Annotated in this window: 24 protein-coding genes; 7 read left to right on the top strand and 17 right to left on the bottom strand. The window is 67.2% G+C overall.

Annotated elements, in window-relative coordinates:
- The first annotated feature begins 30 nt into the window (after positions 1-30).
- Positions 31-867 carry a GDSL-type esterase/lipase family protein gene (locus tag ACS5PM_RS25795; RefSeq protein WP_439390691.1) on the top strand — a complete coding sequence of 279 codons (837 nt, stop codon included), beginning with the start codon at positions 31-33 and terminating at the stop codon, positions 865-867.
- Between the two features lie 17 nt (positions 868-884).
- On the opposite strand, the gene ACS5PM_RS25790 is transcribed toward ACS5PM_RS25795, so the two are convergent.
- Both ACS5PM_RS25790 and ACS5PM_RS25785 read right to left on the bottom strand, forming a co-directional pair.
- Complete coding sequence (locus ACS5PM_RS25790; RefSeq protein WP_439390690.1) at positions 885-1,445, bottom strand: histidine phosphatase family protein; 561 nt, start codon at positions 1,443-1,445, stop codon at positions 885-887.
- A gap of 52 nt (positions 1,446-1,497) precedes the next feature.
- Positions 1,498-2,352 carry an SDR family oxidoreductase gene (locus ACS5PM_RS25785; protein WP_439390688.1) on the bottom strand — a complete coding sequence of 285 codons (855 nt, stop codon included), beginning with the start codon at positions 2,350-2,352 and terminating at the stop codon, positions 1,498-1,500.
- 99 nt (positions 2,353-2,451) lie between these two features.
- On the opposite strand from ACS5PM_RS25785, the gene ACS5PM_RS25780 reads away from it, so the two are divergent.
- Positions 2,452-2,847 (top strand): winged helix-turn-helix transcriptional regulator, encoded by a 396-nt coding sequence (locus ACS5PM_RS25780; protein ID WP_439390686.1) that lies wholly within the window; start codon positions 2,452-2,454, stop codon positions 2,845-2,847.
- An 8-nt stretch (positions 2,848-2,855) separates the two neighbouring features.
- Here ACS5PM_RS25780 and ACS5PM_RS25775 read toward each other — a convergent pair whose 3' ends face one another.
- From ACS5PM_RS25775 to ACS5PM_RS25745, 7 genes are all read right to left on the bottom strand, one after another.
- Positions 2,856-3,407 (bottom strand): glycosyl-4,4'-diaponeurosporenoate acyltransferase CrtO family protein, encoded by a 552-nt coding sequence (locus tag ACS5PM_RS25775; protein WP_439390685.1) that lies wholly within the window; start codon positions 3,405-3,407, stop codon positions 2,856-2,858.
- A gap of 22 nt (positions 3,408-3,429) precedes the next feature.
- Positions 3,430-3,630, bottom strand: a complete 201-nt coding sequence (locus tag ACS5PM_RS25770) for a hypothetical protein (protein WP_439390683.1) — start codon at positions 3,628-3,630, stop codon at positions 3,430-3,432.
- 105 nt (positions 3,631-3,735) lie between these two features.
- A complete protein-coding gene (locus tag ACS5PM_RS25765) occupies positions 3,736-4,281 on the bottom strand; it encodes a GNAT family N-acetyltransferase (protein WP_439390682.1) in 546 nt (181 codons plus the stop codon).
- 18 nt (positions 4,282-4,299) lie between these two features.
- Positions 4,300-4,677, bottom strand: a complete 378-nt coding sequence (locus tag ACS5PM_RS25760) for a DUF2784 domain-containing protein (RefSeq protein ID WP_439390681.1) — start codon at positions 4,675-4,677, stop codon at positions 4,300-4,302.
- 36 nt (positions 4,678-4,713) lie between these two features.
- Positions 4,714-5,100, bottom strand: coding sequence for a VOC family protein (locus ACS5PM_RS25755; protein ID WP_439390679.1), 387 nt, complete (start codon positions 5,098-5,100; stop codon positions 4,714-4,716).
- Positions 5,101-5,178: 78 nt separating this feature from the next.
- Positions 5,179-5,559, bottom strand: a complete 381-nt coding sequence (locus ACS5PM_RS25750; RefSeq protein ID WP_439390678.1) for a hypothetical protein — start codon at positions 5,557-5,559, stop codon at positions 5,179-5,181.
- Between the two features lie 20 nt (positions 5,560-5,579).
- A complete protein-coding gene (locus tag ACS5PM_RS25745) occupies positions 5,580-6,029 on the bottom strand; it encodes a YybH family protein (RefSeq protein WP_439390677.1) in 450 nt (149 codons plus the stop codon).
- A gap of 149 nt (positions 6,030-6,178) precedes the next feature.
- Between ACS5PM_RS25745 and ACS5PM_RS25740 the strand changes: the two genes are divergently transcribed.
- Positions 6,179-6,790 (top strand): DUF938 domain-containing protein, encoded by a 612-nt coding sequence (locus tag ACS5PM_RS25740; RefSeq protein ID WP_439390676.1) that lies wholly within the window; start codon positions 6,179-6,181, stop codon positions 6,788-6,790.
- On the opposite strand, the gene ACS5PM_RS25735 is transcribed toward ACS5PM_RS25740, so the two are convergent.
- From ACS5PM_RS25735 to oxc, 3 genes are read right to left on the bottom strand one after another with little or no spacing between them, the layout of a single operon-like run.
- Positions 6,787-7,452, bottom strand: a complete 666-nt coding sequence (locus ACS5PM_RS25735) for an AraC family transcriptional regulator (RefSeq protein ID WP_439390674.1) — start codon at positions 7,450-7,452, stop codon at positions 6,787-6,789. The genes ACS5PM_RS25740 and ACS5PM_RS25735 overlap by 4 nt on opposite strands.
- A 16-nt stretch (positions 7,453-7,468) precedes the next feature.
- The gene (gene frc / locus ACS5PM_RS25730; protein ID WP_439390673.1) at positions 7,469-8,737 is read right to left on the bottom strand and encodes a formyl-CoA transferase; all 1,269 of its coding nucleotides are present in this window, start codon (positions 8,735-8,737) and stop codon (positions 7,469-7,471) included.
- Between the two features lie 27 nt (positions 8,738-8,764).
- Positions 8,765-10,531: an oxalyl-CoA decarboxylase gene (oxc, locus tag ACS5PM_RS25725; RefSeq protein ID WP_439390672.1), complete on the bottom strand. Its 1,767-nt coding sequence runs from the start codon at positions 10,529-10,531 to the stop codon at positions 8,765-8,767.
- A 114-nt stretch (positions 10,532-10,645) separates the two neighbouring features.
- Between oxc and ACS5PM_RS25720 the strand changes: the two genes are divergently transcribed.
- Positions 10,646-11,254, top strand: coding sequence for a Crp/Fnr family transcriptional regulator (locus ACS5PM_RS25720; RefSeq protein ID WP_439390671.1), 609 nt, complete (start codon positions 10,646-10,648; stop codon positions 11,252-11,254).
- Between the two features lie 52 nt (positions 11,255-11,306).
- On the opposite strand, the gene ACS5PM_RS25715 is transcribed toward ACS5PM_RS25720, so the two are convergent.
- The 5 genes from ACS5PM_RS25715 to oxlT form a co-directional block, all read right to left on the bottom strand.
- A complete protein-coding gene (locus tag ACS5PM_RS25715) occupies positions 11,307-12,839 on the bottom strand; it encodes a tripartite tricarboxylate transporter permease (RefSeq protein WP_439390670.1) in 1,533 nt (510 codons plus the stop codon).
- A 23-nt stretch (positions 12,840-12,862) separates the two neighbouring features.
- Entirely contained in the window at positions 12,863-13,381 is a 519-nt protein-coding gene (locus tag ACS5PM_RS25710; RefSeq protein ID WP_439390669.1) for a tripartite tricarboxylate transporter TctB family protein, read from the bottom strand.
- 33 nt (positions 13,382-13,414) lie between these two features.
- Complete coding sequence (locus ACS5PM_RS25705) at positions 13,415-14,371, bottom strand: Bug family tripartite tricarboxylate transporter substrate binding protein (RefSeq protein ID WP_439390916.1); 957 nt, start codon at positions 14,369-14,371, stop codon at positions 13,415-13,417.
- Between the two features lie 252 nt (positions 14,372-14,623).
- The gene (locus ACS5PM_RS25700) at positions 14,624-14,857 is read right to left on the bottom strand and encodes a hypothetical protein (protein WP_439390668.1); all 234 of its coding nucleotides are present in this window, start codon (positions 14,855-14,857) and stop codon (positions 14,624-14,626) included.
- Between the two features lie 129 nt (positions 14,858-14,986).
- The gene (gene oxlT / locus ACS5PM_RS25695) at positions 14,987-16,324 is read right to left on the bottom strand and encodes an oxalate/formate MFS antiporter (protein WP_439390667.1); all 1,338 of its coding nucleotides are present in this window, start codon (positions 16,322-16,324) and stop codon (positions 14,987-14,989) included.
- Between the two features lie 262 nt (positions 16,325-16,586).
- Here oxlT and ACS5PM_RS25690 point away from each other — a divergent pair, with 262 nt between their 5' ends.
- The 3 genes from ACS5PM_RS25690 to ACS5PM_RS25680 form a co-directional block, all read left to right on the top strand.
- On the top strand, positions 16,587-17,213 hold the full coding sequence (locus ACS5PM_RS25690) for a Crp/Fnr family transcriptional regulator (protein WP_439390666.1): 627 nt from the start codon (positions 16,587-16,589) through the stop codon (positions 17,211-17,213).
- Positions 17,214-18,011: 798 nt separating this feature from the next.
- Complete coding sequence (locus ACS5PM_RS25685; protein WP_439390664.1) at positions 18,012-18,308, top strand: transposase; 297 nt, start codon at positions 18,012-18,014, stop codon at positions 18,306-18,308.
- On the top strand, positions 18,305-18,604 hold a 300-nt coding region (locus ACS5PM_RS25680), incomplete at its 3' end, for an IS3 family transposase (protein ID WP_439390663.1). The genes ACS5PM_RS25685 and ACS5PM_RS25680, both read left to right, overlap by 4 nt.

The following is an 18,604-nucleotide window of genomic DNA, read 5'->3' as shown; positions in this document are numbered from 1 at the left end:
GGCAGGGCAACACGACTCAAGTTGACCGTTATGTCGGACCTCCCCCGCCAGGCCCTCAGTCCGCTCGCGCTGCTGTGCTACGCCGCGGCAGCTGCGGCCGGCGCGCTGGTGGCGGTCAGTTTCGACCAGGCCCTGCGCGTGCGCCGCGCCCTGCGGGAAGCGGAATCCCGCAAGCCCTCGCGCCCCTACCAGTACCGGGCGGTGCGCGCCCGCAAGCGGATGCTGATCGTGGGCGACTCCACCGGCGTCGGCGTGGGTGCCGAGCGGCCCACCGATTCGATCGGCGGCCTGCTGACAGCCGAGTACCGCGAGGCCGAACTGGTCAACCTCAGCGTCGGCGGGGCCTGCATCGCCGACGTGCTGCAGCAGTTGCGCCGGCTGCCCCACGACGGCCGCCGCTTCGACCTCGTGCTGCTGCACATAGGCGGCAACGACATCATGCGCACGGCCACCTTGCAGCAGGCCGCCCTGGCGATCGACCCCTTGCTCACGCGCCTGAAGCAGCTAGGGCGCCGGGTCGTCTGGCTGGGTCCGGGCGACATCGGCCTGGCGCCGCTGTTCCGGCCGCCCTTCAGCTGGTGGATGTCGTACCGCACCCGCCTCGCCTGCGAGATGTTCCACCGAGCGGCGGCGATGCACCGGGTCGAATACGTGGGCTTCCATGACGGCCCGCACCGGCACCTGCTGGCGAGGGACCGCCATGTCCTGTTCGCCGCAGACGGCCTGCACCCCAGCAGCCAGGGATACCGCTACCTGTATGGACACCTGACGCGCTCGGGAGCCTTGGCGCCCCTCAGGCCCGTGACCCCTGCCGCCGAGGCGATCGTTCTTCCTCCGCAGGACAGGGCGACCGAGCAGCGCGTCTGACCCCTCCTGGGGGGGCCCTAGGCCGGGACACCGCGACCGTCCGCGACGGTCGCAGCGTCTCCGCTGAGCAGCAACTGAGGCAGTTGGGCGAAGCGCCGGCCGCCCGAGCCGTCGGGCACCAACAACCAGACGAGGTCGAAGCGGTCCGGGGGCCACTCCGGCGGAACGTCCGACGCATCGGCCGCGAGCAAGCGTGCCAGCGAGGGGATGCGCTTGTGCTCCCAGGACACGACGACGAGGCCGTGCAGCCCGTCCAGGTACTGCGCGAGATGGCCCTCGGCACCCACGTGGAAGGGCGTGGCGACGACCAGCCCGCAGTGGCCGGCCAGGGGCAGCAGCGTGCTGATGCAGCGCTTGCTCGGGTGCGCGGCGTTCGGCGCAGCCGCGACCAGATGGCTCGGCAGGAAGGACGGTCCGCAGTCGAAACCGGCGAAGAAACGCGCCAGTGCACCGGCCCGCTGCCACCCGCGAACGGTCAGCTCGTTGGCATCGAGGAAACCCGCCTCGTCCACGCCCACCAGCCGGCCGTCCTCCGATGGCTTCTCGGCATGGCGGATCAGGGCGATGGTCGAGGACATGCTGACGCGGGGCTCCAGCCCCGCATTCAGCAAACGGCGAGCCCGCGGGCGATCAGGCGAGCGCTCGCGCCACCGCCACCGACAGCGGCGTGGTGGGCCGCCCGATCAGCGTGGACAGCGCCCGGCCCTCTTCGAGCAGCACGTTGCGCGACGCATCGGCATCCCATGACGCCAGCGCCTGCGCCAGCCAGCCCGGCAGGCCGAAGCCCTCCAGCGCCGCGGCGTAGTCGGGCTGGCTGAGGTTGCGGTAGGGGACGTCCTTGCCGGCCTGGCGCGAGATCTCGGCCGCCAGCTGCGCCAGGGTGTAGGCCTCGTCTCCGCCCAGCTCGTAGGTCTTGCCGGCGTGGCCGGAGCCGGTGAGCACGGCCACTGCGGCCTCGGCATAGTCCTCCCGCGTGGCGCCGGAGATGCGGCCTTCGCCCGCACAGCCGATCAGCGCTCCGGCCGCCACCGCCGTCTTGGCCGAGGCCGCGTGGTTCTCGATGTACCAGCTGTTGCGCAGGATCGTGAACGGGATGCCGCTGGCGCGGATCAGCTTCTCGGTCTCCAGGTGCTCCTGGGCCAGGCTCAGAGGCGAGGTGTCCGCCCGCAGCAGGCTGGTGTAGACGAGGTGCTTCACGCCGGCCTTGGCGGCCGCCTCGATCACGTTCTGGTGCTGCGCGAGTCGCTGGCCGACCTCGCTCGAGGAGATCAGCAGCAGGGTGTCAATGCCCTTCAGCGCTGCGGCGAGCGCCTGCGGATCCCCGTAGGAGGCCGCGCGGGCGGTCACGCCGAGGTCTGCCGCCTTCTCCGGCGAGCGAACGAGGGCGACGATCTGCGCGGCGTCGGGCTGCCCTTGGAACTTTTGCTTGAGCTTCTCGACGACGATGCGTCCCAACTGGCCGGTGGCGCCGGTGATGCCGATCATGGCTGTGCCTTTCTTGTGCTGGTGAGGAAAGAGCGGCTACTGTAGGATGAACACAAACTTTCCGTAAGTACTTACAAAAAGGTAAGTGACTGGACCGCCATGACCTCGACCCCGCGCTCCGCCGCCAAGCTGCTCCAGAAACGCAAGGCCAACCTGCTCGCCGAGCAGTGCCCCTCGCGCGAAGTGCTGATGCACCTGACCAGCCGCTGGGGCGTGCTGATCCTGCTGGTGCTCGACACCGGCACCCACCGTTTCAGCGAACTTCGCCGCGCCATCGGCGGCGTCAGCGAACGCATGCTGGCGCAGAGCCTGCAGCGGCTGGAGGGCGACGGCCTGGTCGACCGCGTCGCGCTGGACGTGGTGCCGCCCCACGTCGAATACAGCCTCAGCCCCTTGGGCGAGGAGGCCGCCCAGCGCGTGCGGGCCCTGGCCGACTGGATAGAGGACAGCCTGCCGAGGGTGATGTCGGCGCGAACGCGCAAGGCAGCGGGCTGAGCAGCGCGCTACGCGACGAATCGGTGGCGGCTGCGTCCGCGCAGCCCATCCAGTCGCCCGCGCAGCCAGCGCAGATGCAGGATCGGATAGACGTTGAAGAGCAACTGGACGGCGACGAACAGCAACGCCATGCCCAGTCGGCGTGTGAGCAACAGGTAGACGGTGTACGGCGTCCACAGCAGCGCCGCCCAGAAGTGCGTGGCCTCCGCTGACGCCGCTCGGTTGTAGAGGCCCGACAGGTCTGGCGCATCGGACGAAAGATAGACGCCCGAGTTGAGGTGGCGCAGCGGCGTGTCGCGCAGCAGCCGGCCAAAACGCTGGACCCCCAGCTGCCGGTAGACCTGCCCCGATGCCTCCCAGGCACGAACGGCCCTGAGCGATGCGGGCATCCCCATCACGACGAGCGGCTCGGCGACCTTGGCCAGGCCCATGAAATAGAACATCAGCAGCAAGACGAGCCACGGGGAATCCGGGCCGATCACTTGCGCCAGCAGGACGAAGCTCAGAGCGAAGCCGACCGCGGTGTAGGCGACAGCAATGATGTGGCGAAGTGGTGGCATCCGCAACACGTGCTGACCGCGGCTACTCGTCGAGGAAGCCGCCACGATAGAAGCACCAGGCCGTGCCGTCGTGCAGGTAGAAATGCCCGTCCGCGCAGAAGTCCTTGCCCGGGAAGAACTCGCGGTAGGCCTTGGGGATCAGCCGCACGAGCTGCTCGTCCGAGAGCTCTTCGAACTGGTCCGGGGTGATGGGCCGACCGACCCGCAGCTTGATCGAATCCATGGCCCGTGCCACCTCAGTCGTGGCCCACGAGGCGGACCCGCCTGCGCTTGTCAGAGTGAACGATGGTGCATGCTGCCATCTTGCCTCCCAGCCTCTCCGAGGGCGTCAGGGCGCATTCTCGCCACCTTCGGCCGTCCAGGCAAAGAGCTGCGTGAAGCTTCCGTCGTCGTTGGCGCGAAGTTCTCCGCGTCGCATGCCGGCCTTGAGAAGGACCCGATGGGAAGCGACGTTGTCCGGTGCGGTGGTCGCGATGACGCGTCGAATGCCCAGGACGGATCCGGCGTAGCCCAACATGGCGGCAGCAGCCTCCGAGGCCAGGCCGCGCCCCCAGGATTCGCGGCGAAGGGCGTACTTCAACTCCACTTCCCGCTGGCCGCCGGGATGGACCAGCCCGCAAAAGCCGATCACCTCGCCAGACTCTCGACTGGCGAGGGCGAACATCCCGTAGCCGCGTTCAGCATAGTTGCGCAGCGTCACCTCGACCCAGTGTTCGCACTGGGCCAGATCGAGCGGTTGTCCGTCGCCTACCCAGCGCATGGCGCCAGCATCGCCGTACACCCGATGCATGGCCGGCGCATCCGCCGGCCCTATACGGCGAGCATGCAGGCGCTTCGATTCGAAGATGTTCGGTTCGCAGGGCTGGCTCTGCATGGTCCGTCGCTCGATGCGTCACTCCGGATAGGCATGGTGCCGACGCCGCCAGAAGAGGATGCCATAGATCGCCCCATTGACGGCCAGGACGATGATGGCAAGGACCAGCTGGACATCGCGCGTGAGGCCAGAGGGGTAGATCACGGGCAGGAGATAGCGCTCGATGAAACCTTCGGCGTATCCGCCTTGGCCGGCCAGCACACGAAAGTGATTCTCGAGGCCGGTGAGCGGGCACAAGCGACCCGTGGCTTCCACGAAGATGCCCCAAGCCGCGGCAGGGAGCTGGACCAGCGGAACCCAACGCCAACGCCACGCCAACACCGCACCGAACAAGGCGAAGGCGATGAATGCCAGGTGCAGAACGAGGGTGGCGTCAGCGGCCAGTCGATGAAACACGGTTGGAAGCGCCCTGCGTGGCGGCCACGCGGCGACTCATCGTCCTTCAGGCGGTTGCCACAGCTCCACGCGGTTTCCCTCGGGGTCCATGACCCAGCCGAACTTGCCCAGCTCAGATTCGTCGACCTTGTCGTCCACGGTGCATCCCTCGGCTCGAAGCGCGGCGAGCAGGGAGTGCAGATCCGCGACGCGGTAGTTGATCATGAACGGCGCGGTGCTGGGAGCGAAGTACGTCGATGAATCTTCGAACAGGCTCCAGACGGTCGTTCCCGCGCCGCTGGCGTTGTCCGGCGTGGCCCAGCGAAAGACCGCCCCGCCCCACTCCTCCAGGTCGAAGCCGAGATGCTCGCGATACCACTCGCGAAGGGCCTTCGGGTCCCTGGCCTTGAAGAAGATTCCGCCAATTCCGGTCACACGCTTCATGGGGTGGCTCCTGCCTTGAGTGCACGGGATGAAACAGCCGCCAGAACTCGTTCCGGCCGCGGCAAGGACGAGCGGGCTTCAGGCGCCGGCCCGTCCGACGATCGGAGAGCTCGCCCTGAGCGAGAACCAGGTCCAGACCGCGCCGGCGAAGTCGGCCGCGCCGAAGAGGATCAGGACCGGGCTCGCCAGGCCGAGGAGTGCAAAAGCCGCAAACGAGGCGAGGACGAGCACCCGCGTGTAGACCGACGCCTGGAAGACTTCGGTCGCCTCGCCCTTTGCGGCGAACCAGTAGTACACGCCGATGTTGAAGACCAGCACGCCGACGACGCGGATCCAGACCTCTTCGGTCCGGGGCATGCCGAAGACCGACAGCAGCAGGTTAGGGACGAACGCGAGCCCTACCCCGAGGACCAGCAGATAGATGCCGAACGCCTCGACGCTGAATGCGGCCTTGGACATGGTGTCGTCTCCTGTGTCTTTCAGTTCGCCGACGGGGTGGCTGCACGCTGAAGAATAGCCTTCTGGTCCTCGAAGCCGATGGGCGCCGAGGTGTGCTCGTGAACGATGCGCAGCACGTGCCCGCTGGTCTTGAGGCCCCAGGTCAGGCGATTCTGCATCGCGCGCAGCGCCGTGCCTTCAGGCGAAACGCTGGCGTAGGTGACGATGGCACTGACGATGGCCGACTCGCGGGCATCGGTGACGATGACGTCGTCGAACGTGACCTTCACCCGTTCCTGCCCCAGGGAGCCGAACCAGCTCTCGACGGTTCGCTGCCAGGCCTCGGCGTTCTCGTAAGACCAGACTCCCCAGGCATCGAACACCCGTACCTTCGGGTCGTACAGGCGCATGAGCGCCGCGGCATCCTTGGCGTAGACGGCCGATCGGTAGGTCTCGATGATCCGTGCAACATGCTTCTCGGTGTCGCTCAAGGCCGGTCTCCTGGAGGTGGGCGGATGCGGGGATGGCAGCAGCCGACGGCTGTCGCACGGCGCAGCTTCTCACACCACCGCTCGGCAGGGGATCCCGACTTCCTTCAGCCACGCGCCGACCACCCGCCCGGCAGGAGCATGATCCGGCCATGAGTTCCGAAGCCCTGCCATTCAGCCCCGCCGCGGATCGCAACAAGGAGCCCGTCCTGAGCGTGCTCCGGCAGTGGCTCCCGCCATCGGCCACCGTGCTCGAGATCGCCTCCGGCACCGGCCAGCACGCGGCCCACTTTGCCGCGGCGCAGCCGGCCTGGCGATGGCAGCCGACCGATGCCGACGAGAGCTCCCTGCCCGGCATCGCGGCGCGCTGCGCGGGCCTGGCCAACGTGCTGCCCGTTCTGCGTCTGGACGTGCTCGCCTCCCCCTGGCCCGCCGCCCTCGGGCCATTCGATGCGATCTACTGCGCCAACATGCTGCACATCTCGCCGTGGGCGACGTGCGCGGCGCTAATGCAAGGCGCCTCGCGGCACCTGGTCGAAAGTGGCGGCCTGCTCATCGTCTACGGCCCGTTCATCGTCGACGGCGAGCCGACGGCGGACAGCAACCTCGCCTTCGATGCCAGCCTGCGCGCCCGCGACCCGTCCTGGGGCCTGCGGCGCCTGGCGGAGGTCGAAGCGGAAGCACATCGCGCCGGCCTGGCGCTGCAACGCCGCTTCGACATGCCGGCCAACAACCTGACGCTGGTCTTCGGACGCGCAGGCTAGGGCCTCGACATGAGCAGGCGGCTGGGCGTCATCCCGACGAGCCGCCGCACCATGAAAGACATCGCGCTCGGATTCGCGTAGCCGACCGCCGCCGCGCTGGCGCCCAGGCTGTGGCCTTCCGCCCACAGCGTGATCATCCGGGCCAGCCGCACCTGGGAGCGCCACTCGCTGAAGGGCGTTGCCAGCTCTTGCTGGAACCTCCGCGCCAAGGTGCGCACGCTGGTGTGGGCGGCCTCGGCAAGGGCAAGCAGGCTGCAGTCCCCTGGCGCCTCTTCTCGCAGCGCCGCTTCGCAGGCCCGCCGCAACGCGGGCGAGCGCGGCAGCGCGATGCCAATGGGCAAGGGCTCGGCGCGTTGCAGCTCTTCACGCGCGACCGCGAGGGCGAGCCGCTGGCGCGGCGTGGCGGATTCGTCGTCCGCCACACCGTCCAGGGTATCGGCCAGGGACGCCAGCAGGGGCCCCGCCAGCGTGACGCTGCAGCTGACGGCTTCATCCGCCACGGACAGCTCGATGCGCCGCAAGCGCGCACCGCCCAGGCCTTGCACCTCGCTGCGCACCCCCTGCGCCACCCACAGCGCAAGCGTGGGGGGCAGGATGTGCAGGCTGTGCTCGGTGCGGCAGCGCAGGGCGCCGCCTTGCGCCAGCCACAGGACGCCGGCCACGGGCGTGCCCTCGGGCTCAGACCACCTTCACCGCGTGGAAGGTCGCGATCTGGTCCGGCGTGTAGCCCAGCTCGGCCAGCACGTCGTCGGTGTGCTCGCCCAGCAGCGGGGAGGCGGTCACTTCGGGCTTGAGGTCCGAGAACTTGATCGGGCTGCCGATCGTGTAGTAGCTGCCGCGCACCTTGTGCGGCACTTCCACGATCGAGCCGCTCTTGCGCAGCGATTCGTCGCGCAGCAGCTCCTTCATCGACAGCACCGGGGCGCAGGGGATGTCGTACTTGCGGAAGATGTCGACCGCCTCGAACTTGGTCTTGTCCTTGATGAAGTCCTCGATGGTGGCGAAGATCTTCTCGATGTGCGGCTGGCGAGCCTTGGGGGTGGTGTAGGCCGGGTCGGTCTTCCACTCCGGCTTGCCCAGCGCGTCGCAGATCGGCTCCCAGGCATGGCCCTGCACCGTGAAGTAGATGTAGGCGTTGGGGTCGGTCTCCCAGCCCTTGCACTTCAGGATCCAGCCCGGCTGGCCGCCGCCGCCGGCATTGCCGCCGCGCGGCGTCACCTTGTCGGCGAAGGCTTCCATCTCGTGCGGGTACTGCGGGTACTCCTCGAGGTAGCCCACGCGTTCCAGGCGCTGCTGGTCGCGCATCTTCACGCGGCACAGGTTCAGCACGGCGTCCTGCATCGACACCGCCACCTTCTGGCCCTTGCCGGTCTTCTGGCGGCCGATGTAGGCCGTCAGGATGCCGATGGCCAGGTGCATGCCGGTGTTGGTGTCGCCCAGCGCGGCCGCAGAGATGGTCGGCGCCGAGTTCTCGCCCTTCCACCAGCCGGTGGTCGAGGCCGCGCCGCCGGCGCATTGCGCGACGTTCTCGTAGACCTTCAGGTCCTCGTAGTGGTGGCCTTCGCTGAAGCCCTTGACCGAGGCCAGGATCATGCCGGGGTTGAGCTTCTGGATGTACTCCCAGGTGAAGCCCATGCGGTCCAGCGCGCCGGGGCCGAAGTTCTCGACCATCACGTCCGAGCGCTTGATCAGGTCCTCCAGCACCTTCTTGCCGTCGGACGTCTTGGTGTCCAGCGTCAGCGAGCGCTTGTTGCTGTTGAGCATGGTGAAGTACAGCGCGTCGGCATCGGGGATGTCGCGCAGCTGGCTGCGGGTGACGTCGCCCGAGCCGGGGCGCTCGACCTTGATCACGTCGGCGCCGAACCAGGCCAGCATCTGGGTGCATGCGGGGCCGGCCTGGACGTGGGTGAAATCGATGATGCGGACACCTTCGAGGGGCTTGCTCATGGTTCGCTCCTTGTCTTTCAAGATGGATTACTTGTTGATGGCCGCCTTGGCGGGGTTCAGGCTGGTGATGCGGCCGCTCTCGGTGCCGGCGGTCTCGTCGATGACAGCGTTGATCAGGGTCGGCCGGCCGGTGGCGACGGCCTCCTGCAGGGCGCTCTTCAGCTCGGCGGGCGTGCGGGCCACGACGCCCTTGCCGCCGAAGGCCTCCATCAGCAGCTCGTAGCGAGAGTTCTTGACGAACACGGTGGGCGCCGGGTCGGCGTGGCCCGTGGGGTTCACGTCGGTGCCCTTGTAGACGCCGTTGTTGTTGAAGACGACGACGCAGACCGGCAGGTCATAGCGGCAGATGGTCTCGACCTCCATGCCGCTGAAGCCGAAGGCCGAGTCGCCCTCGATCGCGATGACCGGCTTGCCGGTCGTCACCGCGGCGGCCACCGCGAAGCCCATCCCTATGCCCATGATTCCCCAGGTCCCGCAGTCCAGGCGCTTGCGGGGCTGGTACATGTCGACGATGCTGCGGCCGAAGTCCAGCGTGTTGGCACCCTCGTTGACGATGATCGCGTCCGGCCGCTCCTTGACCAGGTCGCGGATCACGCCCAGCGCGCCGTGGAAGTTCATCGGCACCGCGTCCTGCCTGAGCATCGCGGCCATCTTCGACAGGTTCTTGTCCTTGCGGTCGGCGATGGCGCCGGTCCACTCCGCCGGCGGCTTCCTCCAGTGGTCGCCGATGCCGGCAAGCAGCGCGGACACGCAGGAGCCGATGTCGCCGATCAGCGGCGCCGCGATGGGCACGTTGCTGTCGATCTCGGTCGGCGAGATGTCGATCTGGATGAACTTCTTCGCCACCTTCACCGGGTCCGGACCGCCCCAGGTCTTGCCCTTGCCGTGCGAGAGCAGCCAGTTCAGGCGCGCGCCGACCAGCATCACCACGTCCGCCTCGGCCAGCGCGTAGGAGCGCGCGGCGGAGGCGGATTGCTCGTGCGTGTCGGGCAGCAGGCCCTTGGCCATCGACATCGGCAGGTAGGGGATGCCGGTCTTCTCGACCAGGGCGCGGATCTCGTCGTCGGCCTGCGCATAGGCCGCGCCCTTGCCGAGCAGGATCAGCGGCCGCCTGGCGCTTTCGAGCACCTGCAGTGCACGCTGCACCGTGTCCGGCGCGGGGATCTGGCGCGGTGCCGGGTCGATCACCTTGATCAGCGAGTCGCGGCCGGCCACCGCATCCATGGTCTGCGAGAACAGCTTGGCCGGCAGGTCGAGGTAGACGCCGCCCGGGCGGCCCGACAGCGCGGAGCGGATGGCGCGCGCGATGCCCACGCCGATGTCCTGCGCATGCAGCACGCGGAAGGCGGCCTTGCACAGCGGCTTGGCGATGGCGAGCTGGTCCATCTCCTCGTAGTCGCCCTGCTGCAGGTCGACGATCTCGCGCTCCGACGAGCCGCTGATGAGGATCATCGGGAAGCAGTTGGTGGTGGCGTTCGCCAGCGCGGTCAGGCCGTTGAGGAAGCCGGGCGCGGAGACGGTCAGGCAGATGCCCGGCTTCTGCGTCAGGAAGCCCGCGGCGGCGGCGGCGTTGCCGGCATGCTGCTCATGGCGGAATGAGATCACCCGCAGGCCCTCGGCCTGCGCGAGCCGGGTCAGGTCGGTAATGGGGATGCCGGGCAGGCCGAAGATGGTGTCGATGCCGTTGAGCTTCAGCGCGTCGATGACGAGGTGGAAGCCGTCGGTCTGCGCTGGGACCGTCTTGGGCGCGGCACTCTCGCGGGCTGCCGGCGGGTTGTCGAGGACGCTGGACATGTGTCTCCTTCAGGTATCCCGGGGGGGAATCAATGGCGTGCGACGACTATCATTCGCGGGCGTCGATTTCTTCGTTGACCGCGGTCAACATTCAAAAAATCAAGCCTCGCTGCCATGACGTTGCTGGCCACCCATCCCGAAAGGAACGTGATCCGCCTGGAGCTCAAGCACAACGACGTGCTGAAGGATCTCGACGATGCGGACCGCGAGGAGCTGGAGCCCCACATGTCGGTGTTCGACGGCGGCAAGGGCGACTTCCTGCTCTACCAGGGCGTGCGCGAGATGGAGCAGTACTTCATCATCGACGGCATCCTCAAGCGCGTCGTGTCGAACCAGGAAGGCAAGGAGATGATCCTTCGCTTCGCCGACGAGAACGACATGGAGACGAGCTACGCCGCCTGGCGGCTCGGCACCCCCACGCCCTACGGCATCGTCTGCGTCACCAAGGCCCGCGTGATCCGCATGCCGCTGAAGGAGTGGGCGGCCTTCCTCGATGCGCACCCCAAGGCCAAGGCCTCGTTCGAGTTCTACGTGATGCGCGTGATGAGCGAGATCATGGCCCACACCATCACGCTGCACCTGCTGGACGCGCCGGGGCGGGTGCACCGCTTCGTGCGCAAGCATCCCGACCTCGTCGACCGGATTCCGCAGAAGCAGCTGGCGTCGTACCTGAACCTCTCCGCCGAGACGCTCAGCCGCCTCCGACATAGCGGGAAGATCTGAAAGCAGAACGCCGCGGCCGAGGCCGCGGCGTTCAAGGCGATTCAGCCTGCTCTCAATCCACGGGTTGTTCGTCGGCGAACGCCGGCTTGGCCTTCGGCGTGCGAACCAGCGCCAGCAGCTTCGACAGCAGCGGCCAGAACAACATCGTCAGCGCGAGCGTCGTGATGGTGCCCACCAGCGGGTTGGACCACATGATCCCGACGTCGCCCTGCGACACCAGCATCGACTGGCGGAACGAGTCCTCCGCCTTGTCGCCGAGCACCAGCGCCAGCACCAGCGGCGCGAGCGGGTAGTCGAGCTTCTTGAAGACGTAGCCGATCACGCCGAAGGCCAGCATCAACCAGACGTCGAGCATGGCGCTGTGCACCGTGTAGGCGCCGATCGCGCAGATCACGATGATCACCGGCGCGATGATCGAGAAGGGGATGCGCAGGATGGACGCGAACAGCGGCACCGTCGACAGCACCACGATCAGCCCGGCCAGGTTGCCCAGGTACATGCTGGCGATCAGGCCCCAGACGAAATCCTTCTGCTCGGTGAACAGCAGCGGCCCGGGCTGCAGGCCCCAGATCAGCAGGCCGCCCAGCAGCACCGCCGCAGTCGGCGAGCCGGGGATGCCCAGCGCGAGCATGGGCAGCAGCGCGCTGGTGCCTGCTGCGTGCGCCGCCGTCTCCGGCGCGATCACGCCTTCGACCTCGCCGGTGCCGAACTTCTCGCCGTTCTTGGACATCTTCTTCGCCAGGCCATAGCTCATGAACGAGGCCGGTGTCGCGCCGCCGGGGGTGATGCCCATCCACATGCCGACCAGCGAACTGCGCACCGAGGTGATCCAGTAGCGCGGCAGCTGCTTCCACGTCTCCCACACCACCTTCGGGTTGATGCGCGCGGCCTTGCCTGAGAAGTTCAGGCCCTCTTCCATCGACAGCAGGATCTCGCCGATGCCGAACAGGCCGATGACCGCGATCAGGAAGTCGAAGCCCCGCATCAGGTCCGGGATGCCGAAGGTCATGCGCAGCTGGCCGGTCACGGTATCCATGCCGACCGTCGCCAGCGCGAAGCCGAGCGCCATCGACACCAGCACCTTGAACGGTGACCCCTTGCCCATGCCCACGAAGCTGCAGAAGGTGAGCAGGTAGACGGCGAAGAACTCCGGCGCGCCGAACTTCAGCGCGAACTTGGCCACCAGTGGCGCGAGGAAGGTGATCATCAGCACCGCGACAAAGGCACCGATGAACGAGGAGGTGAAGGCGGCCGTCAGCGCCTCGCCGGCCTTGCCCTTCTGCGCCAACGGATAGCCGTCGAAGGTGGTGGCCACGGACCAGGGCTCTCCCGGAATGTTGAACAGCACCGAGGTGATCGCGCCGCCGAACAGCGCGCCCCAGTAGATGCACGACAGCATCACGATCGCCGAAGTGGGCGACATGGCGAAGGTGAGCGGCAACAGGATGGCGACGCCGTTGGCGCCGCCGAGGCCCGGCAGCACGCCGATCAGGACGCCCAGGGTGATGCCGATGAACATCAGGCCGATGTTGGTCGGCGTGAGCACCACGGCGAAGCCCTGGAAGAGGGCGGAGAGTTCTTCCATTTGGGTCTGCTCCTTGCAGGAGGTCAGTAGCCGAGGAAGGCCAGGAGATCGAAGGCGCCCTTGAACAGCGGCACCTTGAACCAGACCTCGAACATGGCGAAGAACAACGCGTTGACGGCCAGGCCGACCACCACGCTCTTGAGCCACGAGTACTTGCCGAGCCACACCATGAACAGCGCGATGAAGATGGCCGAGGCGACGTACTGGCCCAGCACCATGATCACCGCCACGTACAGCACGGCGGGCAGCAGCACCGACATCACGCGCTTGAACTGCTCGCTGTCGACGAAGGTGCCGGTGTTCGCCGTCTTCGACAGCAGCGACTGGTACAGGATGCCGACGCCGCCTATGGCCAGCAGCGCGCCGATGTAGAAGGGGAAGTAGCCGGGGCCGGGGCCGTCGCTGGTCCAGCCGGCGCCCAGGCGCCGGGCCTCGACCAGGACGACCAGGCCGACCATCGTCAGCAGCGCCGCCACCATCGCATCGATGCGGTTGTTGCGCACGAGCGGGCGCGCCTGCCCCACGGGCTGTTCATGAGCCATGGATCACTCCTGTGAGTGGGAGGGGTGCAGCGACTACTGCTGGGCGACGACGAAGCCGGCTTCGGTCATCAGCGCCTTGTGGGCCGCCTCGGCGCCGGCGAGCCACTTCTGGAAGTCGGCGCCGGACATCGCGGTGGTGTTGAAGGCGCCCTTCTCCATGTACTCCTTCCAGTCCGGCGTCTCGCGCACCTTCTGCATCAGGTTGACGTAGTAGGCCTGCTGGTCGGGCGTCACGCCGGGCGCCATGAACAGGCCCCGCAGCATCACGTAGTCGGTGGGCACCCCGGCCTCCTTGCAGGTCGGGATGTCAGCCCAGGACTGCGTCTCGGTGACCTTGGTCTTGTAGGGCATGCGCTCGTGGTCGAACACGCACAGCGGGCGCAGCGAGCCCGCGCGCCACTGCGCCACCGCCTCGATGGGGTTGTTGACGGTGGAGTTGATGTGATCGCCGACGAGCTGCACCGCGACCTCGCCGCCGCCCTTGTAAGGCACGTAGATGAACTTGGTGCCCGTCGCCTTCTCGAGGCTGACGGTGATGATCTGGTCTTCCTGCTTGGAGCCGGTGCCGCCCATCTTGAACTTGCTCGGGCCGGCGGCCTTCACGGCGGCGATGTACTCGCTGGCGGTCTTGTACGGCGACGTGGCGTTGACCCACAGCACGAACTGGTCGAGCGCCATCATCGAGACCGGCGTCATGTCCTTCCAGTTGAAGGGCACGCCGGTGGCGATCGGCGTCGTGAACAGGTTGGACAGGGTGATGATGATCTTGTGCGGATCGCCCTTGGCGCCCTTGATGTCGAGGAAGCCCTCGGCGCCCGCGCCACCGGACTTGTTCACGACGATCATCGACTGGTTCATCAGCTTGTGCTTGACGATGATCCCCTGGATGAGGCGCGCCATCTGGTCGGCGCCGCCACCGGTGCCGGCCGGCACGATGAACTCGACCGGCTTGGCGGGCTCCCACGCCCACGCGGGGGTGGCCATCGCCATCGTGGCGGCTGCGGCCACCAGGGTGACCCGCGCCGTGATCGAGAAGGGAAATGCAGCTGCGTTCATGCGATGTCTCCTGATGACGCTCCCGGGAGGGGAGTCGAATGTCTGTGTGGAGACATCGTCAATCTGCGTAGGACGAAACGCCGTTGACCGCAGTCAAGATTCACGGAACGCGGCGTGCGTGTTTACGCCGATGCGATCGGTGATGAAGGGCTCGTCTCCCGACGAGTCCGAAAAGAAGAAGGCTGGCTACAACCCCATGCGGGCCGCGTGATGCCGCAGGACGGCCGCGCGGGCCGGTTGCGTGGGCTCGATGCGGGCCGCCTCGAGCTGCATCGCACGCATGGCCTGGACCTCGTCGATGATCTGGTGAGGGCTCGCCAGCGCGGCGAGCAGCGTACGGGTCTCGAGGGCCAGGGTCTTCAGCGCGCGGTGGACGCGGCGCGACTCATACAGGCGGTAAAGCGCGAGGGCGAGATGCAATTCAGGCTCCCAGTCGAAGAACAACTGGGAGCCATTTTCTCAGGGTTTACCTGTATGCCGGCTGACGGCGTCAAGAGACCTCAGGGCATTGTTGGCATCGACCCCGACCTTTCACGCGGGTCACGGCACTCAGGCGCGCGCGCCCTGGGGAGCCGGCTCGACGCGCGGCGTGCCGGCCGACGGCACGAACATCGCCTCGGCCATCTGCCGCTGGCGCATCGGCCGCAGCACGAACCAGGCCAGCAACGCGGCCGCCGCGTTCATGAAGCTCGCGGCGATGAACACCGCGTGCCAGCTGCCGGTGGCCGCCATCAGGACGCTGGACAGCGGCACGAGCAAAGAGGCCGTGCCCTTGGCGGTGTACAGCATGCCGGCGTTGGCCGCGGCGTACTTGGAGCCGAAGGTGTCGGCGCAGGTCGAGGGGAACAGGCTGTAGATCTCGCCCCAGGCGAAGAACACCAGGCCGGTGAGCACCACGAAGGCGACCGGATGCGAGCCGAACTGGTACAGCGCGAGGATGCCGACGGACTCCAGCGCGAAGCAGATGAACATCGTCTGCTCGCGGCCGATGCGGTCGGAGACCCAGCCGAAGAACGGACGCGTCAGGCCGTTGAGCACGCGGTCGATGGCCATCGCGAAAGTCAGCGCGGGCAGCACCAGCCCCATGATGTTCACCGGCACGTCGCCGATCTTGAAATCCTTGGCGATGGGCGCGAGCTGCGCGGTGGCCATCAGGCCGCCGGCCGCGACCATGACGAACATCGCGTACATGACCCAGAACACCGGCTTGCGCAGCACTTCGGAGGGGCTGTAGTCGCGACGGCTTTGCGTCAGGTGCGAACCGGCCGAGCTGCCCTTCTTGAAGGCGTTGGGGTTGGCGAGGAACAGCGCCAGCAGCATCACCACCAGGCCCTGCCCGATGCCGAAGTAGAGGAACGCGGACTCGTAGCCCTGCGCCTTGATCATCATCGTGATCGGCAGGATGGTCAGCGCCGAGCCGGCACCGAAGCCCGCGGCCGTGAGGCCCGCGGCGAGGCCGCGGCGGTCGGGGAACCACTTCAGCGCATTGCCCACGCAAGTGCCGTAGACGGCACCTGCGCCGACACCGCTGACGGCGGCCGCGAAGTACAGCAGCGGCAGTGAATCGGCAAAGGAGTTCAGCACCCAGCCGAGGCCGCACAGCAGGCCGCCGCCCAGCACCACCGGACGCGGGCCGAACTTGTCGACCAGGTAGCCCTCGATGGGCACCAGCCAGGTCTCGGCCAGCACGAAGATCGTGAACGCGACCTGGATCGCGGCGCGCGTCCAGCCGTACTTCTCGGAGATCGGATTGACGAACAGCGTCCATCCGTACTGCAGGTTGGCGATCATCGCCATGCAGACGATGCCCATCGCGAGCTGTCCCCATCGGAACTGCGGACTCGGCGTGCTTTGGGAGGGGGTAAAGGCAGGGTTGGCGTGGCTCATGGAAAGGTGACTCCTGGTGGGCTCCTGGCGGACTCTCGAGGGGTGCGACGGCCGCGAAGGGTGGCTGTCGACTGCGGGGTCACTGTCCCGCCGAGGGCCCTCGAATTCGCTTGACCCGGGTCAACTTTCCGGGAATGGGCATCGCGGATTTCCCGCAGGTTCGGCGTGACCTTCGTCACGTGCCGAAGGTGCGTGAAGTCCCATGCGGACGATGACGTTTCACTGGATGCAGCGTGCATCGCCACACCTAGAGTTGCTCCGCATGAAGCAACACCTGTCGACCCATCCGCGGCATCACTTCCTCGGCCTGCAACTCGCCCGGCATCCGCTACTGGCGCAGCTCGATGACGGCGCATTGGCCGAGCTCATCGACCTGCTCGAGATGCACGACACGCATCGCGGCGAATGCATGCTCGAGCAAGGCAGCCGCGAGCTGCGCCAGTTCTTCGTGCTCGAGGGTTTGCTCAAGCGCATCGTCACCAGCCCGCAAGGCCGCGAGATGACCTTGCGCTTCGCCGGCGAGGGCGACTTCGAGACCTGCTACGAAGCCTGGCGCCGGCAGGACGCGGTGGCGTACTCGGTGGTGTGCGCGGCCAGCGGCTGCGTGGCCTCGCTGCCGATGAGCGAGTGGTGTGCCTTCCTCGCGCGGCATCCCCAGGCTCAGCAGGTCTTCCACGACCGCGTCGTCACGCTGGGCCAGACGCTCGTCGACCATGCCGTCGGCCTGCTGCTGCTCGATGCCTCCGCGCGGGTCGACGCCTTCTCGCGCCGCCATCCTCAGCTCATCGGCCGCCTGGTGCAGAAGGACCTGGCTTCGCATCTGAACCTGTCCGCGGAAACGCTTTGTCGCCTGTCTCGGCGCACTGAGATGCGACTCGCCTGCGCTTGAAATGAGAGTGGCATCGGCTCGCACATCGCCCGTTCGGGCTGAGCCTGTCGAAGCCAGCGATGTGCCATTGGGCCCTTCGACAAGCTCAGGGTGAACGGTGGTGGGGTGCGGCAGGCTCCCCCTCCCACGGCTGGGATGAGCACCGCCTTTCCGTTCGGGCTGAGCTTGTCGAAGCCTGGTGATGCGGGCCCTTCGACAAGCTCAGGGTGAACGGTGGTGGGTTGCGGCAGGCTCCCCCTCCCACGGCTGGGATGAGCACCACCTTTCCGTTCGGGCTGAGCTTGTCGAAGCCTGGTGATGCGGGCCCTTCGACAAGCTCAGGGTGAACGGTGGTGGGTTGCGGCAGGCTCCCACTCCCACGGTTGGGATGGGCATCACCTTTCCGTTCGGGCTGAGCTTGTCGAAGCCAGCGATGTGCCATTGGGCCCTTCGACAAGCTCAGGGTGAACGGCGGTGGGGTTCGGCAGGCTGCCACTCCCACGGTTGGGATGAGCACACCTTTCCGTTCGGGCTGAGCCTGTCGAAGCCTGGTGATGCGGGCCCTTCGACAAGCTCAGGGTGAACGGTGGTCGGGTGCGGCAGGCTCCCACTCCCACGGTTGGGATGGGCATCACCTTTCCGTTCGGGCTGAGCTTGTCGAAGCCAGCGATGTGCCATTGGGCCCTTCGACAAGCTCAGGGTGAACGGCGGCGGGTTCGGCAGGCTGCCACTCCCACGGTTGGGATGGGCATCACTGCAGTGGTCCAATCCGTCCGGACACCTCGATAGGGAGCTCAATCCCGAGAGGTCCCGACTGAGATGACAAAGACAAGACGTACGTTTGACGCGGCGTTCAAGCTGCAAGTGGTGCGCATGGTTCGCGAGCAAGACCTGAGCGTGAGCCAGGTCTGCAAGGATCTTGGCGTTGGCGAGACGGCGGTGCGTCGCTGGCTCGAGCAGTTCGACGCCGAGAAGTCAGGCGAGCCCGGACTGGGCAAGCCGCTGACGCCGGAGCAGCAGCGGATCAGGCAGCTCGAAGCGGAGAACCGGCAGCTGAAATCGGACAATGATTTGCTAAAAAAAGCGTCCGCCTTCTTCGCCCGGGAACTGAAGTGATCCATCGGTTGATCACGGATTGGTCGGAGAAGGCGCCCATCGTGCAGCTATGCCGGATCTTCGAGGTCAGTCGGGCGGGGTACTACGAGTCGCTCAAGCGCCCATGCCGCGGCACCACGACATCGGTGGATGCTGTGGCCGTCAGGGCGGCGTTCGAAGTCAGCGGCAGGACCTATGGCAGCCGCCGAATCAGCCAGGCGCTGCAAGTTCAAGGCATGAAAGTGGGCCGCCATCGCGCACGCACGTTGATGAGGCGGCACGGGCTTCGCCCTCGATGGCGACGCAAGTTCGTCCAT

The sequence above is a fragment of the Ideonella flava genome (genome assembly GCF_051857595.1).
Classification (GTDB): domain Bacteria; phylum Pseudomonadota; class Gammaproteobacteria; order Burkholderiales; family Burkholderiaceae_C; genus Ideonella.
The sequence above is the reverse complement of the archived record's forward strand: the minus strand, read 5'-3'. Positions and strand labels throughout refer to the sequence as shown.